The 18,208-nt window shown below is 56.2% G+C and carries 14 protein-coding genes and 1 pseudogene; 6 read left to right on the plus strand and 9 right to left on the minus strand.

Annotated features, from left to right (window positions below; genetic code table 11):
- Positions 1–60: 60 nt before the first annotated feature.
- On the plus strand, positions 61–627 hold the full coding sequence (locus ACSQ16_RS05295) for a hypothetical protein (protein WP_243261374.1): 567 nt from the start codon (positions 61–63) through the stop codon (positions 625–627).
- Positions 628–640: 13 nt separating this feature from the next.
- Here the strand turns inward: ACSQ16_RS05295 and ACSQ16_RS05300 are convergent, their stop codons facing one another.
- The gene (locus ACSQ16_RS05300) at positions 641–835 is read right to left on the minus strand and encodes a SlyX family protein (protein WP_093928613.1); all 195 of its coding nucleotides are present in this window, start codon (positions 833–835) and stop codon (positions 641–643) included.
- A 167-nt stretch (positions 836–1,002) separates the two neighbouring features.
- Between ACSQ16_RS05300 and hisS the strand changes: the two genes are divergently transcribed.
- Genes hisS through hisG form a run of 3 tightly spaced genes read left to right on the plus strand, consistent with a single transcriptional unit; the run spans position 1,003 to position 4,267 of the window.
- Positions 1,003–2,499, plus strand: a complete 1,497-nt coding sequence (gene hisS, locus ACSQ16_RS05305) for a histidine--tRNA ligase (protein WP_243261373.1) — start codon at positions 1,003–1,005, stop codon at positions 2,497–2,499.
- Complete coding sequence (locus ACSQ16_RS05310; RefSeq protein WP_243261372.1) at positions 2,499–3,581, plus strand: ATP phosphoribosyltransferase regulatory subunit; 1,083 nt, start codon at positions 2,499–2,501, stop codon at positions 3,579–3,581. The genes hisS and ACSQ16_RS05310 overlap by 1 nt, the downstream gene beginning before the upstream one ends.
- Complete coding sequence (hisG, locus tag ACSQ16_RS05315) at positions 3,578–4,267, plus strand: ATP phosphoribosyltransferase (protein WP_093928178.1); 690 nt, start codon at positions 3,578–3,580, stop codon at positions 4,265–4,267. The genes ACSQ16_RS05310 and hisG overlap by 4 nt, the downstream gene beginning before the upstream one ends.
- Positions 4,268–4,439: 172 nt before the next feature.
- On the opposite strand, the gene ACSQ16_RS05320 is transcribed toward hisG, so the two are convergent.
- Entirely contained in the window at positions 4,440–4,892 is a 453-nt protein-coding gene (locus ACSQ16_RS05320; RefSeq protein ID WP_394805066.1) for a DUF1489 family protein, read from the minus strand.
- A gap of 134 nt (positions 4,893–5,026) precedes the next feature.
- Here ACSQ16_RS05320 and ACSQ16_RS05325 point away from each other — a divergent pair, with 134 nt between their 5' ends.
- Positions 5,027–7,306 carry an adenosylcobalamin-dependent ribonucleoside-diphosphate reductase gene (locus tag ACSQ16_RS05325; protein WP_243261371.1) on the plus strand — a complete coding sequence of 760 codons (2,280 nt, stop codon included), beginning with the start codon at positions 5,027–5,029 and terminating at the stop codon, positions 7,304–7,306.
- Positions 7,307–7,840: 534 nt separating this feature from the next.
- Here the strand turns inward: ACSQ16_RS05325 and ACSQ16_RS05330 are convergent.
- The 3 genes from ACSQ16_RS05330 to ACSQ16_RS05340 form a co-directional block, all read right to left on the minus strand.
- Complete coding sequence (locus tag ACSQ16_RS05330; RefSeq protein ID WP_435988600.1) at positions 7,841–9,682, minus strand: TniQ family protein; 1,842 nt, start codon at positions 9,680–9,682, stop codon at positions 7,841–7,843.
- 330 nt (positions 9,683–10,012) lie between these two features.
- Positions 10,013–11,800, minus strand: coding sequence for an ATP-binding protein (locus tag ACSQ16_RS05335; RefSeq protein ID WP_435988601.1), 1,788 nt, complete (start codon positions 11,798–11,800; stop codon positions 10,013–10,015).
- Positions 11,801–11,802: 2 nt separating this feature from the next.
- Positions 11,803–12,918 (minus strand): hypothetical protein, encoded by a 1,116-nt coding sequence (locus ACSQ16_RS05340; RefSeq protein WP_435988602.1) that lies wholly within the window; start codon positions 12,916–12,918, stop codon positions 11,803–11,805.
- 480 nt (positions 12,919–13,398) lie between these two features.
- Between ACSQ16_RS05340 and ACSQ16_RS05345 the strand changes: the two are divergent.
- Positions 13,399–14,401, plus strand: a pseudogene (locus ACSQ16_RS05345) (IS110 family transposase).
- Positions 14,402–14,662: 261 nt separating this feature from the next.
- On the opposite strand, the gene ACSQ16_RS05350 reads toward ACSQ16_RS05345, so the two are convergent.
- The 4 genes from ACSQ16_RS05350 to rarD all read right to left on the minus strand — a co-directional run bounded on the left by ACSQ16_RS05350 (position 14,663) and on the right by rarD (position 18,135).
- Positions 14,663–15,013: a hypothetical protein gene (locus ACSQ16_RS05350; protein ID WP_435988603.1), complete on the minus strand. Its 351-nt coding sequence runs from the start codon at positions 15,011–15,013 to the stop codon at positions 14,663–14,665.
- A 327-nt stretch (positions 15,014–15,340) separates the two neighbouring features.
- On the minus strand, positions 15,341–15,961 hold the full coding sequence (locus ACSQ16_RS05355) for a DUF6634 family protein (RefSeq protein WP_435988604.1): 621 nt from the start codon (positions 15,959–15,961) through the stop codon (positions 15,341–15,343).
- Positions 15,951–16,841 carry a metallophosphoesterase gene (locus tag ACSQ16_RS05360; RefSeq protein ID WP_435988605.1) on the minus strand — a complete coding sequence of 297 codons (891 nt, stop codon included), beginning with the start codon at positions 16,839–16,841 and terminating at the stop codon, positions 15,951–15,953. Before ACSQ16_RS05360 ends, ACSQ16_RS05355 begins: the two co-directional genes overlap by 11 nt.
- A gap of 355 nt (positions 16,842–17,196) precedes the next feature.
- Positions 17,197–18,135: an EamA family transporter RarD gene (gene rarD / locus ACSQ16_RS05365; RefSeq protein ID WP_435988606.1), complete on the minus strand. Its 939-nt coding sequence runs from the start codon at positions 18,133–18,135 to the stop codon at positions 17,197–17,199.
- Positions 18,136–18,208 lie beyond the last annotated feature (73 nt).

The following is an 18,208-nucleotide window of genomic DNA, read 5'->3' on the forward strand; positions in this document are numbered from 1 at the left end:
CGTTAGTGGACGGCAAGCGGTGGCTGCGCTAATTCCCTGACAACCAAAGGGGAGCCAACCATGTACCGACGCATCAGCCTTCTAGTTATGGCAGCGCTTCCCTCAGCCTGCGGCATCGCGCCCACGGCGCCATCGCCACAGGTCGCGGAGATCGGCTTTGGCACCGCTTTGCCCTTTGGCGAGGTCGCCCGCGTCTGTGATGTGCGCGAGCAGGAGTTGGGGAAGATGGTCGAAGAGCCTGCGGCACGGGGCTACCGGCTGTTCGATTCGCAACCCGGCAGCGCGGGGCCGCGCAGTTTCTATATCACCGGTTTTGCGGATGATTGCGCGCGCCAGTTGACGGCAGCAAATGTGTTGTTCGGCACGCCGTCGGTCTATGAGCAGTTGCATTATGGCCCGGGCGGGGAAAACCTGCCCATCGCCGAGACCGACGCGGCCTATGAGGCGATCAAGGCCAGTGTCTGCGGGGCGGGGCGCGGCAAACCCTGCGGCAAGCGGATTGGCACGCTCGATAAAACGGCGTTTTTCGTCAATGCTTATGAGCGGTTGGGCGAAACCGCGCGCTGGTCTGAGGTGCTGGTGCATGACGGGGCCGTGGCCGCCGTGGCAATGAAATCAGCGAATTGAGCGAAACTGCGGCTCAGTAGTGCGGCGGCCGTTCGTCGCCCAAAAGCACCGCGCCACCGCCTGAGGCATCCCGCTCCCCCTCGCGCTGCATCAACATATGCACGCGGCGGTTCAGGGTGACGATCTCATCCTCCTGACGGGTGACGATCTCTGACATATCGTCGACCGCGCGGGTCAGGTGGGCGATCTGCTCTTCGAGTTGGTTAATTCGTTCTGCGGTTTGATCTGGGGTTTGTTCTGACATAGGGGCGCGTCCTTTTTGCGCGATTTAGCATGGGCGGGCGGCACAAGACAGGGGCAACACGCAGCGTTGCTTGCCCTTGCGGGGGGCTTGGGCTAGACGCGAGGCCAATTGATGCACCGAGGATCCTTGCCATGGCAAAGCCCAAGAAAACCCCCCGTCCCAAGGCGCAGACCCCAAAGGGGTTCCGCGATTATTTCGGGACCGAGGTGACCCATCGGGCCGAGATGCTCGGCAAGATCGCCGCAGTTTACCACCGCTATGGGTTCGACGCGCTGGAAAGCTCGGGCGTGGAGACGGTCGAGGCGCTTGGCAAATTTCTCCCCGATGTGGACCGCCCGAACGAGGGCGTCTTTGCGTGGCAGGAAGATTCCGAAGGCGACAAACCCGGCGATTGGCTCGCGCTGCGCTATGATCTGACAGCGCCTTTGGCGCGGGTCTATGCCCAGCACCGCAACGATCTGCCGATGCCCTACCGCCGCTATGCGATGGGGCCGGTCTGGCGCAATGAAAAACCGGGGCCGGGGCGGTTTCGTCAGTTTTATCAGTGTGATGCGGATACCGTTGGCGCGCCATCGGTGGCGGCAGACGCCGAGATCTGCGCGATGCTGGCCGACTGTCTTGAGGAAGTCGGGATCGCACGCGGCGACTATGTGGTGCGCGTGAACAACCGCAAGGTGCTGAACGGTGTGCTGGAGGTTGCGGGCCTTGCCGGTGACGACAAAGATATCGAGCGTGGCATCGTGCTGCGCGCCATCGACAAGCTGGACCGGCTGGGGCCAGAGGGCGTGCGCGCCTTGCTGGGCGAGGGCCGCAAGGACGACAGCGGCGATTTCACCAAGGGTGCCGGATTGGCAGATGGGCAGGCCGATGTGGTCATGGGCTTCATGCAGGCCAAACGCGACAGCGGTGCCGAGACGGTGGCGCGGCTGCGCGAGTTGGTCGCGGGCTCCGATGTCGGTGTGCAGGGTGTGGATGAGCTTGAGTTGATCTCTGACCTTCTGGCCGCGGGTGGCTATGGCCCTGACCGGGTGGAAATTGATCCGTCGGTGGTGCGCGGCCTTGGCTATTACACCGGTCCGGTGTTCGAGGCCGAGCTTACCTTTGAGATCAAAGACGAAAAGGGCCGCGCGCGCAACTTCGGCTCGGTCGCGGGCGGTGGGCGCTATGATGATCTGGTCAAGCGGTTTACCGGGCAAGAAGTGCCTGCCACGGGCGTCTCCATCGGCGTTGACCGGCTGCTGGCCGCGCTTGCTGCGAAGGGGCGGCTTGAGGCCGAGGCGACTGGCCCCGTCGTTGTCACCGTGATGGACCGGGACCGCATGGCCGATTATCAAGCAATGGTCGCGGAACTGCGGCAGGCGGGCATCCGGGCGGAGGTCTATCTGGGCAACCCAAAGAACTTCGGCAACCAGATGAAATACGCCGACAAGCGGCAAAGCCCGGTCGTCGTCATCGAAGGCGGCGACGAACAGGCGCGCGGTGTGGTGCAGATCAAGGACATGGTGCTGGGCGCGCAGCTTGCGCAGGAGGCCAGCCATGATGAGTGGAAAGAGCGCCCCAACCAATATGAGGTGCCCCGTGCTGATCTGATCAAAGCGGTCCGCGATATTCTGGATCGGGCGAGTTGATGCCGACACGTTCCGAAACGCTGGCGCGGGCCGCGTCGCTACGCGCGATTTTCGACGCGCAGGGCGCTGTGCTCGTCGAGCCGCCGATCCTGCAACCGGCCGACACGCTGCTGGACCTCTACGGCGAGGATATCCGCGCGCGCGCCTATGTCACCTCGGACGCGCTGCGTGGCGAGCAGATGCTGCGCCCCGATTTTACGGTGCCGGTGGTGCAGATGCACATGGCCCATGGGGCCGAGCCCGCGCGCTATACCTATTCCGGCGAGGTTTTCCGCCGTCAGGAACACGACCCGAACCGTGCCAATGAATACATTCAGGTGGGTTTCGAGGTCTTCGACCGCGCCGACCCGGCGGCGGCAGATGCCGAGGTTTTCGCCCTGATCGCTGAGGCGATGCAGGGGCTGCCGGTGCGCCCGGTGACGGGGGATATCGGTGTGCTGATGGCGGCGGTGCAGGGGCTTGATACCTCGCCCGCGCGCAAACAGGCATTGATGCGGCACATCTGGCGGCCCCGCCGGTTTCGTGCCTTGCTTGACCGTTTCGCGGGCCGGAGCCCGGTGCCCGCGTCGCGTCAAGCCTTGTTGGCCGGTGACGCCGCAGACGGCGGCGCGCCTATGGTGGGGCTGCGCTCAAGCGCCGAGATTGACGCGCGGGTTGCAGCCCTGCGCGAAGATGCCAAAACCGCGCCGATCTCAGAGCAACAGGTCGATCTGTTCGATGCCCTTCTCGAAGTGCGAGAGACGTTGCCGAATGCGCTCAGCCGTCTGCGCGATCTGATGGTGGACATGCCCGCGATCGCTGATGCGGTGACTGGCGTGACCGACCGTGCCGAGGCGATGCGCGCACGTGGGATTGATACCGATGCCTTGCTTTTCGAGGCCAGCCACGGCCGTTCTTCGATGGAATATTACGACGGTTTTGTTTTTGCCTTCCGGGCGGAAACACGCCCCGATCTGCCCAGCATCGCCACCGGCGGGCGCTATGATGCGCTGACGCGGCGACTGGGGCAGGGCGATGAAATCCCGGCGGTGGGCGGCGTAATGCGCCCCGGCCTGATGCTGGAACTGGAGGCCGGGCAATGACGCTGAAACTTGGCGTGCCGTCCAAGGGGCGGCTGATGGAAAAGACTTTTGAGTGGTTCGGTGCGCGTGGCGTCCGCCTGCAGCGCACCGGATCTGATCGCGAATATGCTGGCAAGGTCGAGGGGGTTGAGGATGTCTCTCTGGTGCTGCTCTCAGCCGGGGAAATTCCGCGAGAGTTATCGGCAGGGCGGATCCACTTAGGCGTGACTGGCACCGATTTGGTGCAGGAGAAACTGGCGCTTTGGGACCAATTGGTCGAGCCTCTGGAAGAGTTGAACTTTGGCCATGCCGATCTGATCATCGCGGTGCCGCAGGCGTGGGTTGATGTCGATACGCTGGATGATCTGGATGCTGCGGCGGCAGCCTTTCGCGCCGAACATGGGTTCCGGCTGCGCATCGCGACCAAGTATCACCGTTTGGTGCGGGAATTCCTGCGCACCCACGGGGTCGCCGATTACGCGTTGGTTGACAGCCAAGGCGCGACCGAAGGCACGGTGCTGAACGAAACCGCCGAGGCGATTGCGGATATCACCTCAAGTGGAGAGACTTTGCGCGCCAATCACCTGAAGGTCCTAAGCGATGGGTTGATCCTGCAATCGCAGGCGACGCTTTGGCGGTCACGCATGGCGCCGTTGGAAGACCACAGCCGCAAAGCGCTGAAAACCCTGATTGCGCAACTGACCTGAAGTCGCGTTATAGCGCGATTATTCTTTTCTATCGCAACACCCGGAGCCTAAAGTTCCGGGTGTTTTATTGTGGGGATCACATAGCAAAATGTCGGACCATGACGATGGCAGGGTGACGGCGACGATCAAATTGTACCGCGCCAAGGTCTATGCGCTTTACGCCTGAATTGGGTCAGAGCACGCCAATTTCGGCCAATGCGCGGTTCAATTCGACTGGCAGTTCGGTCTCCTCTTCGCGGCCCTCGGGCAGGTCAGGGGGCGCGTCTTCGGATTTGAGGTATCGCCAGCCTTGGAACGCGCGGCGTAGGCTGTTCTGCGTGCGGATGATCTCGGGGTCCAGCACGATGGCGCATCGGCGGATGCCATCGGCGCGGGTGATCTCTTCCAGACGCAGGATGCGCTGACGGGCCTGAATCACCCCTTTGATCACCCAATAGATCGATCCGCCGTTGAGAATCTCGGCTTCGCGCTTGGGCCACATGCGGGTCACATGACGCGGCAGGCCGTCTTTCGTCCGCACATCTTTGCGCGCCTGCCATTTGGTGAGGCTCTCGACGCCCTCGGTGCCGACCGAAAGTTTGATTAGGTTGATTTTATCGGTCACATCGCCCCCCAGCGATTCCATTGGTCTACGCCATATAAGGTAGTTGGATTTCAATCACATGCAAATTCTTGTGGGTTCGGCGGCATTTTTCCTGTTTTCGTTTTCGCGCACCCTAGCTATGAAGGGCCCCTGCCACTGACCTCAGGAGTTTCAAAATGTCCCGCTTTACCGCCCCGATCGCCGAACAAATTTGGGATATGAAATACCGCTTTAAGGGGGCCGATGGCACCGCGAAAGACGTGACGGTAGAGGACACTTGGCGCCGCATCGCGCGTGACCTCGCGCAGGTCGAATCGGAGGCCGATGTTTGGGAAGACAAATTCTTCGGCGCGCTGGAGGATTTCAAATACCTCCCCGCTGGCCGCATCACCGCAGGGGCGGGCACCGCGCGCCGTGTGACCCTGTTTAACTGCTTCGTCATGGGCACTGTGCCCGATAGCATGTCCGGCATCTTTGACATGCTGAAAGAGGCCGCGCTTACCATGCAGCAGGGCGGGGGGATCGGCTATGACTTCTCCACCATCCGCCCACGCGGCGCGGATGTGCTGGGCGTGTCGGCAGATGCCTCTGGCCCGCTGTCGTTCATGGATGTTTGGGACGCCATGTGCCGCACAATCATGTCCGCAGGCAGCCGCCGTGGTGCAATGATGGCCACCATGCGCTGTGACCACCCTGATGTCGAAGACTTCATCTCGGCTAAATCCGATCCGGCCCGCCTGCGCATGTTCAACATGTCGGTGCTGGTCACCGACCCCTTCATGGAAGCCGTGAAGGCCGATGGTTCTTGGGAACTGGTTTTTGGCGGCAAAGTCTACAAGACCGTGCAGGCACGTGATCTGTGGAACAGCATCATGCAGGCGACCTATTCTTATGCCGAGCCGGGCGTGATTTTCATCGACCGCATCAACTCTGCCAACAACCTGAACTATTGTGAGACCATCGCGGCCACCAACCCCTGTGGTGAACAGCCGCTGCCGCCTTACGGTGCCTGCCTTTTGGGGTCGATCAACCTTGCGCGTCTTGTGGCGCAACCATTTGATGCGGCAGCGCATCTTGATCAGGACGCCATGAGTGAATTGGTCGCCACCGCCGTGCGGATGATGGACAACGTCGTCGACGTGTCGAAATTCCCACTTCCCGAACAACAGGCCGAGGCACAGGCCAAGCGCCGCATCGGCCTTGGAGTCACCGGGCTTGCGGATGCGCTTTTGATGGTCGGCTTGCGCTATGGCAGCGACGAGGCCGCGCAACAGACCGAGGAATGGCTGCGTGCGATTGCCCGTGCCGCCTATCTTGCGTCAGTAGAACTGGCCAAAGAAAAGGGTGCTTTCCCGCTGTTTGATGCAGAAAAGTTCCTCGCGTCCGGCACCATGATGCAGATGGACGACGATGTGCGTGACGCGATCCGCGAACATGGCATCCGCAACGCCCTGCTGACCTCCATTGCGCCCACAGGCACGATCAGCCTCTATGCGGGCAACGTGTCTTCGGGGATCGAGCCGGTCTTTGCTTACGCCTACACCCGCAAGGTGCTGCAAAAGGACGGGAGCCGAACCGAGGAAGAGGTCGTCGATTACGCCGTGCAGATGTGGCGCGAGCTGAAGGGCGACGCACCGCTGCCCGACTATTTCGTCAACGCTCAGACCCTGCCGCCTGCGGATCACGTGAAGATGCAGGCCGCCGCGCAGAAATGGATCGACAGTTCGATTTCCAAGACCATCAACTGCCCTGAAGATATCTCTTTTGACGACTTCAAAGATGTCTACATGCAGGCATGGGATCTGGGCTGCAAAGGCTGCACCACCTACCGCCCGAATGACGTGACCGGATCGGTCCTGAGCGTGTCGTCCGAAAAGACAGACAAGGCCCCCGCCGACAGCCCCGATCAGGTCAGCGAAGGCGGCGAAATCGTATATATGTCAGATCCGCTGGACCGTCCCGCCGAGTTGGAGGGCAACACCTACAAAGTCAAATGGCCCGACAGTGAGCACGCGCTCTATATCACCATCAACGACATCGTGCTGAACGGTCATCGTCGTCCGTTTGAGGTCTTCATTAACTCCAAAAACATGGAGCATTTCGCTTGGACTGTGGCTTTGACGCGCATGGTCTCTGCAGTATTCCGGCGCGGCGGCGACGTGTCTTTCGTCGTAGAAGAGCTGAAGGCCGTCTTTGACCCGCGTGGTGGTGCTTGGATGCAGGGCAAATACATCCCCTCCATCCTCGCGGCGATTGGCGGCGTGATCGAACAGCACATGATCGCTACCGGTTTTATCGCGGGCGAAGGCATGGGGCTGAAGACTGATCCACAAGCGAAGGTCGTCGGCTTGGACGCCCCGCGTGGAAAGTCTTGTCCGTCTTGCGGGCAGTTCGACCTGCGCATGGTCGAAGGGTGCATGACTTGCGGGAGTTGCGGGCATAGTAAGTGTGGGTGATGGGGCGTTTGGGCTTAGGCAGTCCAAGGAGAAGCGTGCGCAGAGAAAACTTAAAAGCGTGCGCAAAACCTTGGAGGTGCTTGGGTTTCTACATCGCCTCAGTCACAAGTAGCTGAAAAAAATGGGAAAAGAAGCGCCGCCTTCGCTCTTTTCCTTTTTTCCGATGCAGTAAAGAGCGCTTAAAGGTCCGTCGGTATGTCTGAGCGCAGGTAGACATTCCCATACTCTTCCGCAACGGGGGAGAAGGGGTTGACCGATCGGGCCCCTCACTTTGGAGGACAGCTTCTGCGAGCTTATGTCTAAGGACAGGGACATCGTGCGCGGAGTGAAATACCGTTCGTGGAAATACGCGGCATGCTCATCGGTGATTTAGTACTGCAGGCAGTGAAACGAGAAGCGGGCGCACGATCCTTTAATAACGGTCCTGCTCGGCATCATACTTCGCAATTCAGCTGTACTGCCGAACCGGAATGGTTCGCTACGAAACTGTAAACAAGGAAGGCGGAGCATTCAGCCCCGCCCACCTCTTGGAGTTTATCCGCAGTCGTAACCGACTGCTGAGTCCACCTCCGCCCGGAGAAAGAGCTTTCCATAATCAATGCCATCAGGGCTGAACGGGTAAACGCCAGCGGCAGCAAGTAAGGCGGACATCTGTTGCCAGGATCTTCCATGCGCTCTGGACATGGTCCGGTATGTGTAGAACATCTCGTGGAACTGAACCGAGTCCACCTCTGCGAAATACCGTTGCATGGCGCGGGTTCGGGGGTTCCGGATGGAGGTCGCCGTTGTATGTCCATTCGAGATAAGTCGGTTAAGAAATACCGGCTGCCCGATACCCACGGTCTTTGCGAAAATCTCCAAAGACATGGCGGGCGGCCCATCATCTGAGAGAGCCGCCGAAACCTCGTCGTGATAGACGTAGATAGCCTTGTACCCATCGAAATCGGAATGATTGCCGACCCGCCGGACCCGGCCTTGCTGGATTGCCTTTACGATATCGCCAGGTCGGATCTTCAATCGTGCTGCAGATTTTGAGATGTGTTCCCAGCCGTGTTGGGCCTGTCGGAGAGGCTCGGCTCCGGCAAGCAGGCTGTCAATAAAGGCCTGCCCTTCCCGGGGATCCCAGATATTTTTCGTGGTGGTGTCTGCCAACTTCGGAGCAAGGACACCATCCTCTGACAGCCGGTCGAACTGGGATCGTGACATGCCGAGACCTTCGGCAAAGGCCTTTGCTGGCAGCAGGGTCGTCAGTGAATCGAGCAGGGGCGCGGCAGCATCTGCGTCGAACACTGCCCAAGCGTCAGGACGGACGTCATTCAGGATTCCTGCGCTCTCGAGCATCTTCCGCATACGGCGTGGGTCGATCCCTGTTTCCCGGGAGGCCGAACGCACCGAATGTAATCGTCGCCTTTCCACTGGTTCCCCGAGCAAATCATCTCCGGCGTTGAGAGGCCAAGTTTCAAGCAGGTGATCCCGCAGGATGGCACGGAAGGGAGCATATTCAGGGATATCGGCGTAGTCTCGGGACAAACGGTCATATAGAACCGGATAAATTGCCTTTGGCCCCTGATGTGGATCTCCGGGTAGGTCCTGCAAGCGTTGCAAGGCGGTCGTGATAGACTCTGGACCATGCCGGGAGACCTCATATCCCATTTGTAGTAGCGCCCAGCGATCCTCCGGGTCGACGTCCGATGGCGCTGTGGTCTCATGGCGCATGCGGGCACTTCCCAGTAAAAAACAGAAGGTGGAGGCTGCGTGCAGAGGATGCAGATCTAACCAGCCGTTTCCCGGCCCATCAACCAGCCTGGCTTCCAGCCACTTGTCGAAGTCCGTCAGTTCACGAATCTCGCGGTCAAACTCACCGGCAACAATGGCTGGCGCGATAGACCGGAATTGCGTCACGGTGTCATATCGCGCGAAGGGCTGGGTCTCCCGCCAGAGCGGGACAAGAGGGTGCTCATGCGCAAGGCAGATAGTCACGTGCGGAACCAGCCAGTGCCCGCGGATTGCCATCGAATGCTCTGGTGAACGTTCCGATGCACTGGCGTCCTGTTTCAGACAGATGGGACATCCCCGGATTTCAGGGCTGCGGATGGTTTTTGCAGGATAGATTTCGCCGCAAAGTTCATGGCGACGACCTTCAAGTTTTGTTCCCGACCAGTGTTGCAAGCACTCGTGATCAGTCCCGCCCAACAAGGCTAGTATCCTGATCATATCTTGTTCACCGTTCAGAATGCGCTGGAAGGGAATACCCAGTTCAAAGCCGAATTCCCGTAAGTCCACTTTATTTGCTGCCGCCAGCCTAGACATCTGGGAGAACGCGGTTTCCCGCGGGACGGAGGCTGTCCTGAGAGGAAGGGGCGCGACATTGATCATCAGTTGCTCTTATTGTTCGTTTCATCACCCAGTTATGCCACGTTTAGTCAACTGCAAGCTAATACCCTGTTTCAACGGCCGTCTTTCGTACAGCCGGATCCACAGCATCAACAATCAAGCTCCATTGGGGCTTTGTCAGTCGCATCCGAATGAGACCAAACCTCTCTACGTGAGATGGCCCAGGAACGGAGCGCAACGCGATGTCAATGTAGTCTCTGCCTCAAGTCACCAACACCAACGGCCCAAAGCTGCCTTTAGCATAGGGTCGATGCAACGGCAGCTATTTAGCCGGTAGGCGGCAGCCAGTGACTTGACGCGAGCGTCTGATTGTCAATCATCGTCACTGCCCCACAGATCGACGAGGTTTACATCACTGCTGGCCGGTTCTTGCTCTTTCGGCAGTTTGTCAACTTGCATGAGCATCGGAATGTCAAAACTAGTTCCAGTTACAACGCACGCGCCTTGGGGAAGCGTCGGTATTTGCCCTCGAGAAAGGCTGTCCAGCGTCGATATGGTATTTTCCAAAAGCGCAAGATCTCTGTCATTCACAAGGCGATGAATGAAATAGTTATGCAATTGCGAGACAATAGTCGGGGAGATGTCCGCTGGTCTTTGGCTGGCAATCGTAAGGAAAACACCAAATTTTCGACCTTCTTTGATGATCTCTTCGAACAGTTCTAAGCGATAATCTTTCCAGCTTTCCGCCTCACGATTTGATTGCTGTGAAAGTATGTTGTGCGCCTCATCGACGATCAGATGGAGAGTAGTCGAAGGTGGGCTTGTCACGACGCTTCTATGCTGCTCATAAAAATGCTTTGCGATAAGAATAGGTAAGATTTTCTTCACGTCTTGCTTGCATTCCCGCAGAGAAATAACGGTTACGAGCCGATCTTCATCATCAGCCAGCTCGCCAACGGAGATAACACGCGAGAATTCCTCTTTCAGAGAGTCAATGCGGCGCAAAAGCGGTTGTATGTGCTCGTATTGTGCAGAGCCGAATTGGACATCGTTTATAAGTTGCAAACTGGCGCGAACCTGCAATTCCGTGAAGCCCGAGAGGTTTTGCAAGTCTATCCGAGAAATTTGTGGTTCGAAGATTGCACCGAAATGGGCTTCGTTGTCCGGATACCGCGTTTGACCGTCTATTATCAGATAAAAACTTCGGTTAGTGTTGTTCCATCCAACTTTGCCAACTAACTCCGCTAGATTCTCAGCGTCAGGCATCTGTCTGACAAGCGATTTAACTTGCTCAAGCGCCTCGACGCTGGGATCAGTCGAACACAGGACGCGTCGAATGGTAGCTCGGGCGTAGTGTGTCAAACTATCTGGAACGTCAATGAACCTAGCGCGACCAGATATGGTTCGCCTCAGGAATGGTTTTTGCGTGTTCGTTGTGGCTTGAAAGAGAATACCAAGCGTTTCAGCGTCCCAAAACTCATCGTCGTGGATCTTGAAACGGTCGCCCTCGGCGTTGCGCGTTGTCAGCCGAACAACCTTTTTATGATCGGCTCCAACAAGTTGATCACCAGTGTATTCACCATTGAAATCAAGAACCACAAACTTGCTGTGGGATGCGATACTATTGAGCTTGTTAGCGAAAAGCACTGTGAACAGCTTCGTCAACGTGTTTGATTTTCCGCTGCCGGTATTGCCAAAGATACCCAAATGCGAGTTGAAGAGCTTTTGCCAAGGAAGAGCTATCGGTAGGTCTTCTTTCAAGAGCTTGCCAATAATATAACCGTCTGAAGATTTGCTTTCGAAAATGCTGCCAACCTGTTGCTCCGACAGAAGTGTAGCAATATCACCGATCTTAGGCAGGTACTTAATACCATCCTTAAATGCGTCGTCCTCAATGTACCCAATTGGCCGCAACTTTAACTTTCGCGTAAATAACTTCTCGCTTGCCTCAAGTTCGAAGTTTCGCTCATCCAAGTATTCACCTTCAACGGTACAGACAATTTCACGGAAGCCGTGCGAAATGGACACGAACTCTCGGATAGAGATGCCTTTGAATTTCTTCCCATTGAAAAAGTGTGTCTCATGGTTTGAGTTCTCGAAGGCTCTGACAGAAACTTCTACGCCCATTACCGCTACGACTTCGCCAATTTGAATGCTCATTGCTATGCACTCGTTGGCTTGGTTGTAAATACTTCATTGTTGAAAGCCGAAAAATCGAGCAACCCGTCTATCCGTATCAACTCAACGTTCGCAAAGCCAAGAAACCTTTTTCCCATCGAGTGCTTCTCGCTGTCGTCGAAGCAGCAAACGTACATATGAAGGGATGGGTTCGAAAGCGAACGTTTTACCAGGTTCAGGATATGTTCATCTGCGAATGAGAACCCAAATGCGATGAATACGGTGTCAGGCTTCTCAAGCTCGTAGCTCAGTAGCCGCAACATCTGATAATAGTGCTCTTCGAAAACAGTTTCGTAGAACTTCCATTTCGTTGGATTTACAATCGGAAGAGCTTTGTATGCTTTTTGAAATGCTTCGTTTTGTGTAAAGGTGACGTCTGCAGGAGGATTCAGATCCTCATCCGTGAAGGAATCATCCAACAAGCCATCGAAAAAGTCCTGATCTTCTCTGAGAGGCACGTCTGAAATTCGCCGCTTCGCACGATCCAGATCATAGGATACCTCGATTTTTTCGCCGTCTTTGTACCAGTAAACACTGCCATGTAGCTCGATCAGGTTTACTTGAGGAACACTCTTAGAGTGACGATCGAAAGCCCCATGATCCTGAAAGTACCTTCCAAAGTTACGCGCATTCAAAGTGCGCTTAACAAATCCGTCAGTTCCATCATTCAGATGGAAGTCATACGAGCCAAGCCTCAGAAGGGCCTCGGCCGTGTGGGCAATCATCCCATCGTAGTTGGTTGTGAAAATGTTAACCCTTTTTTTATGACTCTTCTTGCTGAGGATCTTCAAAATCGTTTCAAGGAATTGGCGGTAGTTTTCAACCGCTGCGTCCTGCGGCGCGGTGTTCATAACCGCATGGCGGGGATCATACTCGGCGGCAGGAAGAATAACCTCATGAACATACCAAGAGAAAAGATGCGCTAAGAAGTCTGCATCTTCTTCATACTTGGTCGCCAACGTTTCGACGGTATGCGCTTTGCCAGATCCTTTCTCCTTAACTCGCAGAGCAAGGGTTGGGAGCAAACCATAGGATGCGCCAGAGCCGAGCAGAAAATTCAGGTTCTTCTCGTAAATGTCTGCTTTGTTGATTTTCGACAAGGTGACTCGTCCCTCGATTGAATGCAGGAAGAACACCACTTTTCCGCAGGGATTGCACGCGTTTTGCGCATCAAGCAGGCTGCAAGAGCGCAACATTATGAATGGCGGTACCCCACTGAGCGATAACAGAAAAATTCTTCCTAGATGCTCACCTTTCTTACCCTTGGAACTCAGGTCCAACTAGGAGAAAGCATAATGCAAAGCAGACTTTCGCGCGACCTGCAGCGAAGGTCCGGAATCCGCCGATTCTGTTGAAAAACTCTGTGCTGCATTTGCAAATTTTGAAATGTGGGAAATCGTTCCCCGACGAGCTCATTGCAGCTCTGTGGTGCCGTTGATCTTTGGGCAAATTAGAATTTTGTTCTGCCCGATTTAGGATCAACGCGCTGTATGGGAGTTTTTCAACATGGCGTAATCATCAACCCATCTTTTGAAACCGCGGTAAGGTTAGGATCTTACGTCATTTTGAGGAGCTGAAAGATGGAATATTTTGCAGGATTGGATGTCTCGATGGAAGAGACACACATATGCGTTTTGGATCGGGAAGGCGTTTTGATCCGGGAAGGAAAGACTGCCACGTCCCCAAAGGCAATCAGCGATTTCCTCGCCGTTGGGCCGGAGTGCAAAGGAGACTGGCAGGATGGCCCCGATGCTCTATCACGGCCTTGTTGAACTCGGCATTTCTGTTCAGTGCATTGAGAGCAGGCAGGCATATCAGGCTTTAAAGTCCTTGGCAGGGCACAAGACAGATCGCAATGACGCACGTGGCTTGGCACATCTGGCGCGGACCGGGTTCTATAAACCGACACATGTCAAATCGCTGTCTGCGCATGCCGTCCGCTCGCTCATCGCCGCACGCAAAAAGCTGGTTGGGCAGCGTGTCACTATCGACAACCAAATCCGCGGGTTGGTTGTCGTATTTGGGGTGCGCCTACCACGTGCCTTGTCGCCAGCATTCAAAGACGCAGCCTTGGCCGTGAGTGACGGTGTGCCCGGCCTCCATGCCGCACTTTGTGGGTTGTTTGCAGCACGCGATGCCATTCTGGCGGCCGTTGCTGCGATTGATGGTGATATCAAGAAGATGACCCGTAGATCCAAAGTCTGTCAGCGCCTGATGACAGTACCTGGCGTCGGTCCGATCACGGCATTGGCCTTTGCCGCAGCAATTGATGATCCGCATCGATTTAAGAAATCACGCGATGTGGGGGCTTATCTCGGGCTGGTGCCACAACGACATCAATCTGGCGAGATCGACTACACTGGGAGCATCTCGAAACGAGGTGATGTCAAAGTTCGGACGCTCCTTTACGAGGCAGCAAATGTCATGCTGACCAGATATGCCGCGCCGCTCAAGCTGAAATCATGGGCGCTGGCAATCGCTGCCCGGTCTACGATGCGAAAGGCGCGCGTTGCTTTGGCCAGACGTCTCGCAGTCATTCTTCATGCCATCATGCGAGACCAAACCAACTTCAAAGCGGCCTGAAATTGCTAAATTCAAAGCGAGGATTCCAAACACCAGTTCCCAGCGGAAACGATGCCCGAGGGAGGGCGTAGGACACGGCGTGTATTCTGTAGCAGCGGCTTCGGCCAAATTGCGGTTTCAACCTTGCCGACCTACCTCCAGCCAACCCCATCCTGAGCCCTGGAGCTCGAAGAGAACAAAGGCAACCTCAGACATCGACAGCAATTGGAAAAGCGCATTGACAGATTAGAGAACAGAATACGCCTTCGTCCCAGAGACTGCTCAATAGAAGATTCCCGCCCCCACAGATTCTATGTACTCGACGACTCGCTGCGCTTTGCCTGCCTGAACGAGTTGCATCGCAGTTTGGCTATCAAAGCCCGCCAGTGGTTCGGACCTATACCACTGATAAGCCATGACCGGTGTAGCGAACCGAGGTCCCACTTTGTTCAGTACATCCACAAGGTTGTTTAATCGGTTCTGCGTCTCATCCGACATCATCTGCGGGCCTTGCAGTTCCTCCAGATCGACCCCCGCTGCTACGGCTAATTCAGTGACGGAGGTACGCAAGATGAACGCGACTTTTCGTGCATCAGCTTGTCCGTGGTGGTTGAAACAATCAATTGAGTGCATCGCAATCTACCTTCCGACTAGGACGTTTCTACAGCTGCGTCCTTTCTTTCTTCGTCTTCGACTTGGGCAGCGTCCTGGTTCTCAGGCGTCTGAATTGCGGCAAGTCGTTCCAAGGGGGCCGACTCGACGAACCGCCTCACGAGGTCCATGTCCGGGCCAGTGCTTTTTGCCGATAGGTGGTAGGCGCGCCAGGATACAAATAGAGCTGCGCCGCAGCCGATTATGGCTGTGATTGAAAAAATTGCCTGGGGGCTCAGGAAGGTGTGGGTCTGATCTGCGCTGTAAACTAGACAGTTTTCGATGTGACCTTTCAAGTATCTACTAAGGCTAAGCATCGCTGAGCCCTGCGGAAACGTGGTCTGCTTTGATGTAAGCTTGGACCTCGGACGGGGTGAGCATAAGGGCGTCTGCGAGACCAACCCGGCCATAGAGTATTGAGCCCAGTTCTTGCTGGTTTGCACGATCACCCAAACGGTACCATCGGGTCAACGTGCGGGCCCACGCACCCTCTGTGTCCAACCCACAAAGCCGAGACGTATTAATGAATTTACCCCGCAGTGTCGGGTGCCCAACCTGCGCTCCGATTAGGATCGCGCCTCCGTATGTTGGATCAAGGATGGAAGACCATGGGGAGAGGGTTGGCGCTAGATCAAGTTCGGCAGTTGACGGCCCCAACTTGCTGAGTTCGAAGGACCGCCGCGTCATGCGTGTCATAAGCTCGACTATCAGCTTCTCCCTGCACGACATCCAATTCGCTACTGGGAAACTGAGCCTGTCGCCCACGTCGACTCTTGTCACCGTCAAGTTGAGCTGTCCGACCGCTTCATGAATCTCGGGCGGGATGGTGTCGGCTACGGCATAGGCAGCGCCATCAGTATCAGTGATTACAAGTGGGGCGCATCGCCTTATAGTCTCAAGAAACTTGAGGTCAGCCCAATTAGGATCCATCGTGGCTCACCCAAAGACCTGCTTCGAACAGATATTCACTCTCTGGCCGAGGGAACTCCCGACAATATCCCACGCTCACGTTCCGAACGTCGGTTGGTCCAACCATGGCCCGTAGCCGGCGATGTGAATGGCCAAAGAACCATGCTGATGGGGCAAACCTCTCAATTAGGTCTGTTAAATCAGAGTGGAATGCAGGTGTAAGGCCATCCACTGGCCCTGCGACCGACAGATGGGCCCCATGATGGGTCACAACAACCGTGCGGCCTGCCTTCCCCCAAGGGTGGGGGGACATCAACTTGTCCTCAAGCCATGTGCGATGGTCGCGGTGAACTGCAAGCGTGTCCGCGGGCTCAATTTCGGTCGCTGAAGGTTGCCACGTGATCCTGTCTCCCTCATCTGGAATTGCAGGGGGGGCTACCCATATATGGGAGTAGTCCCGCATGACGCTTCCCGCGATGCCCATCGCTGTTTCAGCATCTCCCAACAGATCGAAATCCGTCCAGAGCGTACAACATAGGAACCGTGTGTCGCCGTGGTGCAAGTCTTCTTTCTGCACGTAATGTGCGCCGACGGAACGTGTGTGTTTAGCAAGGAGATAGTCATCCGAAAGAGTACCGCCGTAATAGTCATGGTTTCCGGGCATCACATAGATGCGTTCTGGCGGGAGGTGCGGTGTCAATTGAGCAAGCCCCTGGATCCACTTACGCGCAGGTCCATCCGTAAGGTCTCCGGCGATTATGAGTCCATCAAGCGTGTCGTTCACGACGGCATGAAGACCCAGCGAAGCAATCGGATCAGTCCCTCTGTGCTCGTATGTATTGGCATGCAAGTCCGAAAGGATCGCGATCCGGCCGCTGTTGAATGGAATTGTCAGTGTCATGCCGGAAGCCCTCGCCTATGGGAAGCTGATTTCCCATCCATATGACACTTTGCTGATATTTGAGTCAACTACATGTTTTTAAACGATTTTATAAGAATATACCTATTTCGTTATTAGCAAGCTTTCAGAATTCAGTATATGTAGCCTAATATGGGTATTCAGAGGATGTTTCTGCCGTTTTTCGCAAAACTGGCGCTTTTGAATATGGTCGTGGTTTCAAATTTCGCAAAGGAGCACGGGCCAGTGAAAGCCAGCTGAACCTATGTCTGGAATATTGCTGTTCTAGCGAAGCCTAACCGTGCAAGGAAAAAGCAAAAGCTCTGCGCAGACTTCCGGTTCCAGATAGCTCTAGCGCCTAACCTTGACCTACAGGACCCTTGGCTGGACGGCTCCGTCGCATCTGTTGAAGCAGAGATGACGAGTAAAGGATCAGCGCCGCCCAGATCATCGGAAAGGCGATCATTCGCGCGCGGCCAAACTCTTCGCCGAATACGAATACTGCGACGATGAAGATCATGGACGGCGCGATGTATTGCAGAATTCCGATCGTCGACAGCCGCAGGAGTTTCGCACCGTTGGCATAGACCAGCAAAGGCACCGCGGTAACCGCGCCACAGCCGAGCAAGAGCCAGGTATCGACCGGCGCCCCGGTGAAGTTCCCCTGACCGGTCGCCGCAAGGTAGGCGATATAGGCGAGGGCCGGGACAAGCAAAAGCAGCACTTCGAGCAAGAAACCTTGGTTCGGCCCGATCGGCAGGCTTTTCTTGGCCAGCGCGTAAAAGCCCCAGCTCAGTGTCAGCCCCAAGGCAACCCAAGGGATCGACCCGGTGTCCAGCGCCAGCACGAGCACGGCCCCTACGGCGAGGCCCACTGCGAGCAATTGCCGCTTGGACATGCGTTCGCCCAAGAGAAGCGCGCCCAATAGAATGCTGAACAGAGGGTTGATGTAATAACCCAACGCCGCATCAAGCGCGTGGCCCGAGGCGATCGCCCAGACATAGATGCCCCAATTGATCGAGATCAGCGTCGCCGTTACCGCACCCATGAGCAGCGTTCGAGGGGAGAGCAAAGCAGCCTTCAAATCCCGCGTCCGCCGCATCGCCACTAGAACAAACGCGGCAATCGGCACAGACCAGACCACCCGGTGCGCAACAACTTCGGCAGCCGGAATATGCGCTAGTGCCTTCATATAGAGGGGCAGGAATCCCCAGAAGACATAGGCTGCAATGGCAAAGGCCAGACCTTGGGATGTGTCTTCGTTTGTTTTGCTCTTGAGGCTGTCGGGGTTGCGCATGGGAGGTCCTCCGCATCCGTCCTAACCCCTTCTATGAAGGCCTGCCAGTGTCAAACTACTGGTCGTCTGAATG

This window comes from Sulfitobacter sp. SH24 (assembly GCF_965641895.1).
Taxonomy (GTDB): domain Bacteria; phylum Pseudomonadota; class Alphaproteobacteria; order Rhodobacterales; family Rhodobacteraceae; genus Sulfitobacter; species Sulfitobacter dubius.

What these genes read in the sequence shown, in the direction of transcription:
- ACSQ16_RS05295 (WP_243261374.1), top strand. Translation starts at nt 61, where the DNA reads ATGTACCGACGCATCAGCCTTCTAGTTATGGCAGCGCTTCCCTCAGCC.
- hisS (WP_243261373.1), top strand. Translation starts at nt 1,003, where the DNA reads ATGGCAAAGCCCAAGAAAACCCCCCGTCCCAAGGCGCAGACCCCAAAG.
- ACSQ16_RS05310 (WP_243261372.1), top strand. Translation starts at nt 2,499, where the DNA reads ATGCCGACACGTTCCGAAACGCTGGCGCGGGCCGCGTCGCTACGCGCG.
- hisG (WP_093928178.1), top strand. Translation starts at nt 3,578, where the DNA reads ATGACGCTGAAACTTGGCGTGCCGTCCAAGGGGCGGCTGATGGAAAAG.
- ACSQ16_RS05320 (WP_394805066.1), bottom strand. Translation starts at nt 4,892, where the DNA reads ATGGAATCGCTGGGGGGCGATGTGACCGATAAAATCAACCTAATCAAA.
- ACSQ16_RS05325 (WP_243261371.1), top strand. Translation starts at nt 5,027, where the DNA reads ATGTCCCGCTTTACCGCCCCGATCGCCGAACAAATTTGGGATATGAAA.
- ACSQ16_RS05330 (WP_435988600.1), bottom strand. Translation starts at nt 9,682, where the DNA reads ATGATCAATGTCGCGCCCCTTCCTCTCAGGACAGCCTCCGTCCCGCGG.
- ACSQ16_RS05335 (WP_435988601.1), bottom strand. Translation starts at nt 11,800, where the DNA reads ATGAGCATTCAAATTGGCGAAGTCGTAGCGGTAATGGGCGTAGAAGTT.
- ACSQ16_RS05350 (WP_435988603.1), bottom strand. Translation starts at nt 15,013, where the DNA reads ATGCACTCAATTGATTGTTTCAACCACCACGGACAAGCTGATGCACGA.
- ACSQ16_RS05355 (WP_435988604.1), bottom strand. Translation starts at nt 15,961, where the DNA reads ATGGATCCTAATTGGGCTGACCTCAAGTTTCTTGAGACTATAAGGCGA.
- ACSQ16_RS05360 (WP_435988605.1), bottom strand. Translation starts at nt 16,841, where the DNA reads ATGACACTGACAATTCCATTCAACAGCGGCCGGATCGCGATCCTTTCG.
- rarD (WP_435988606.1), bottom strand. Translation starts at nt 18,135, where the DNA reads ATGCGCAACCCCGACAGCCTCAAGAGCAAAACAAACGAAGACACATCC.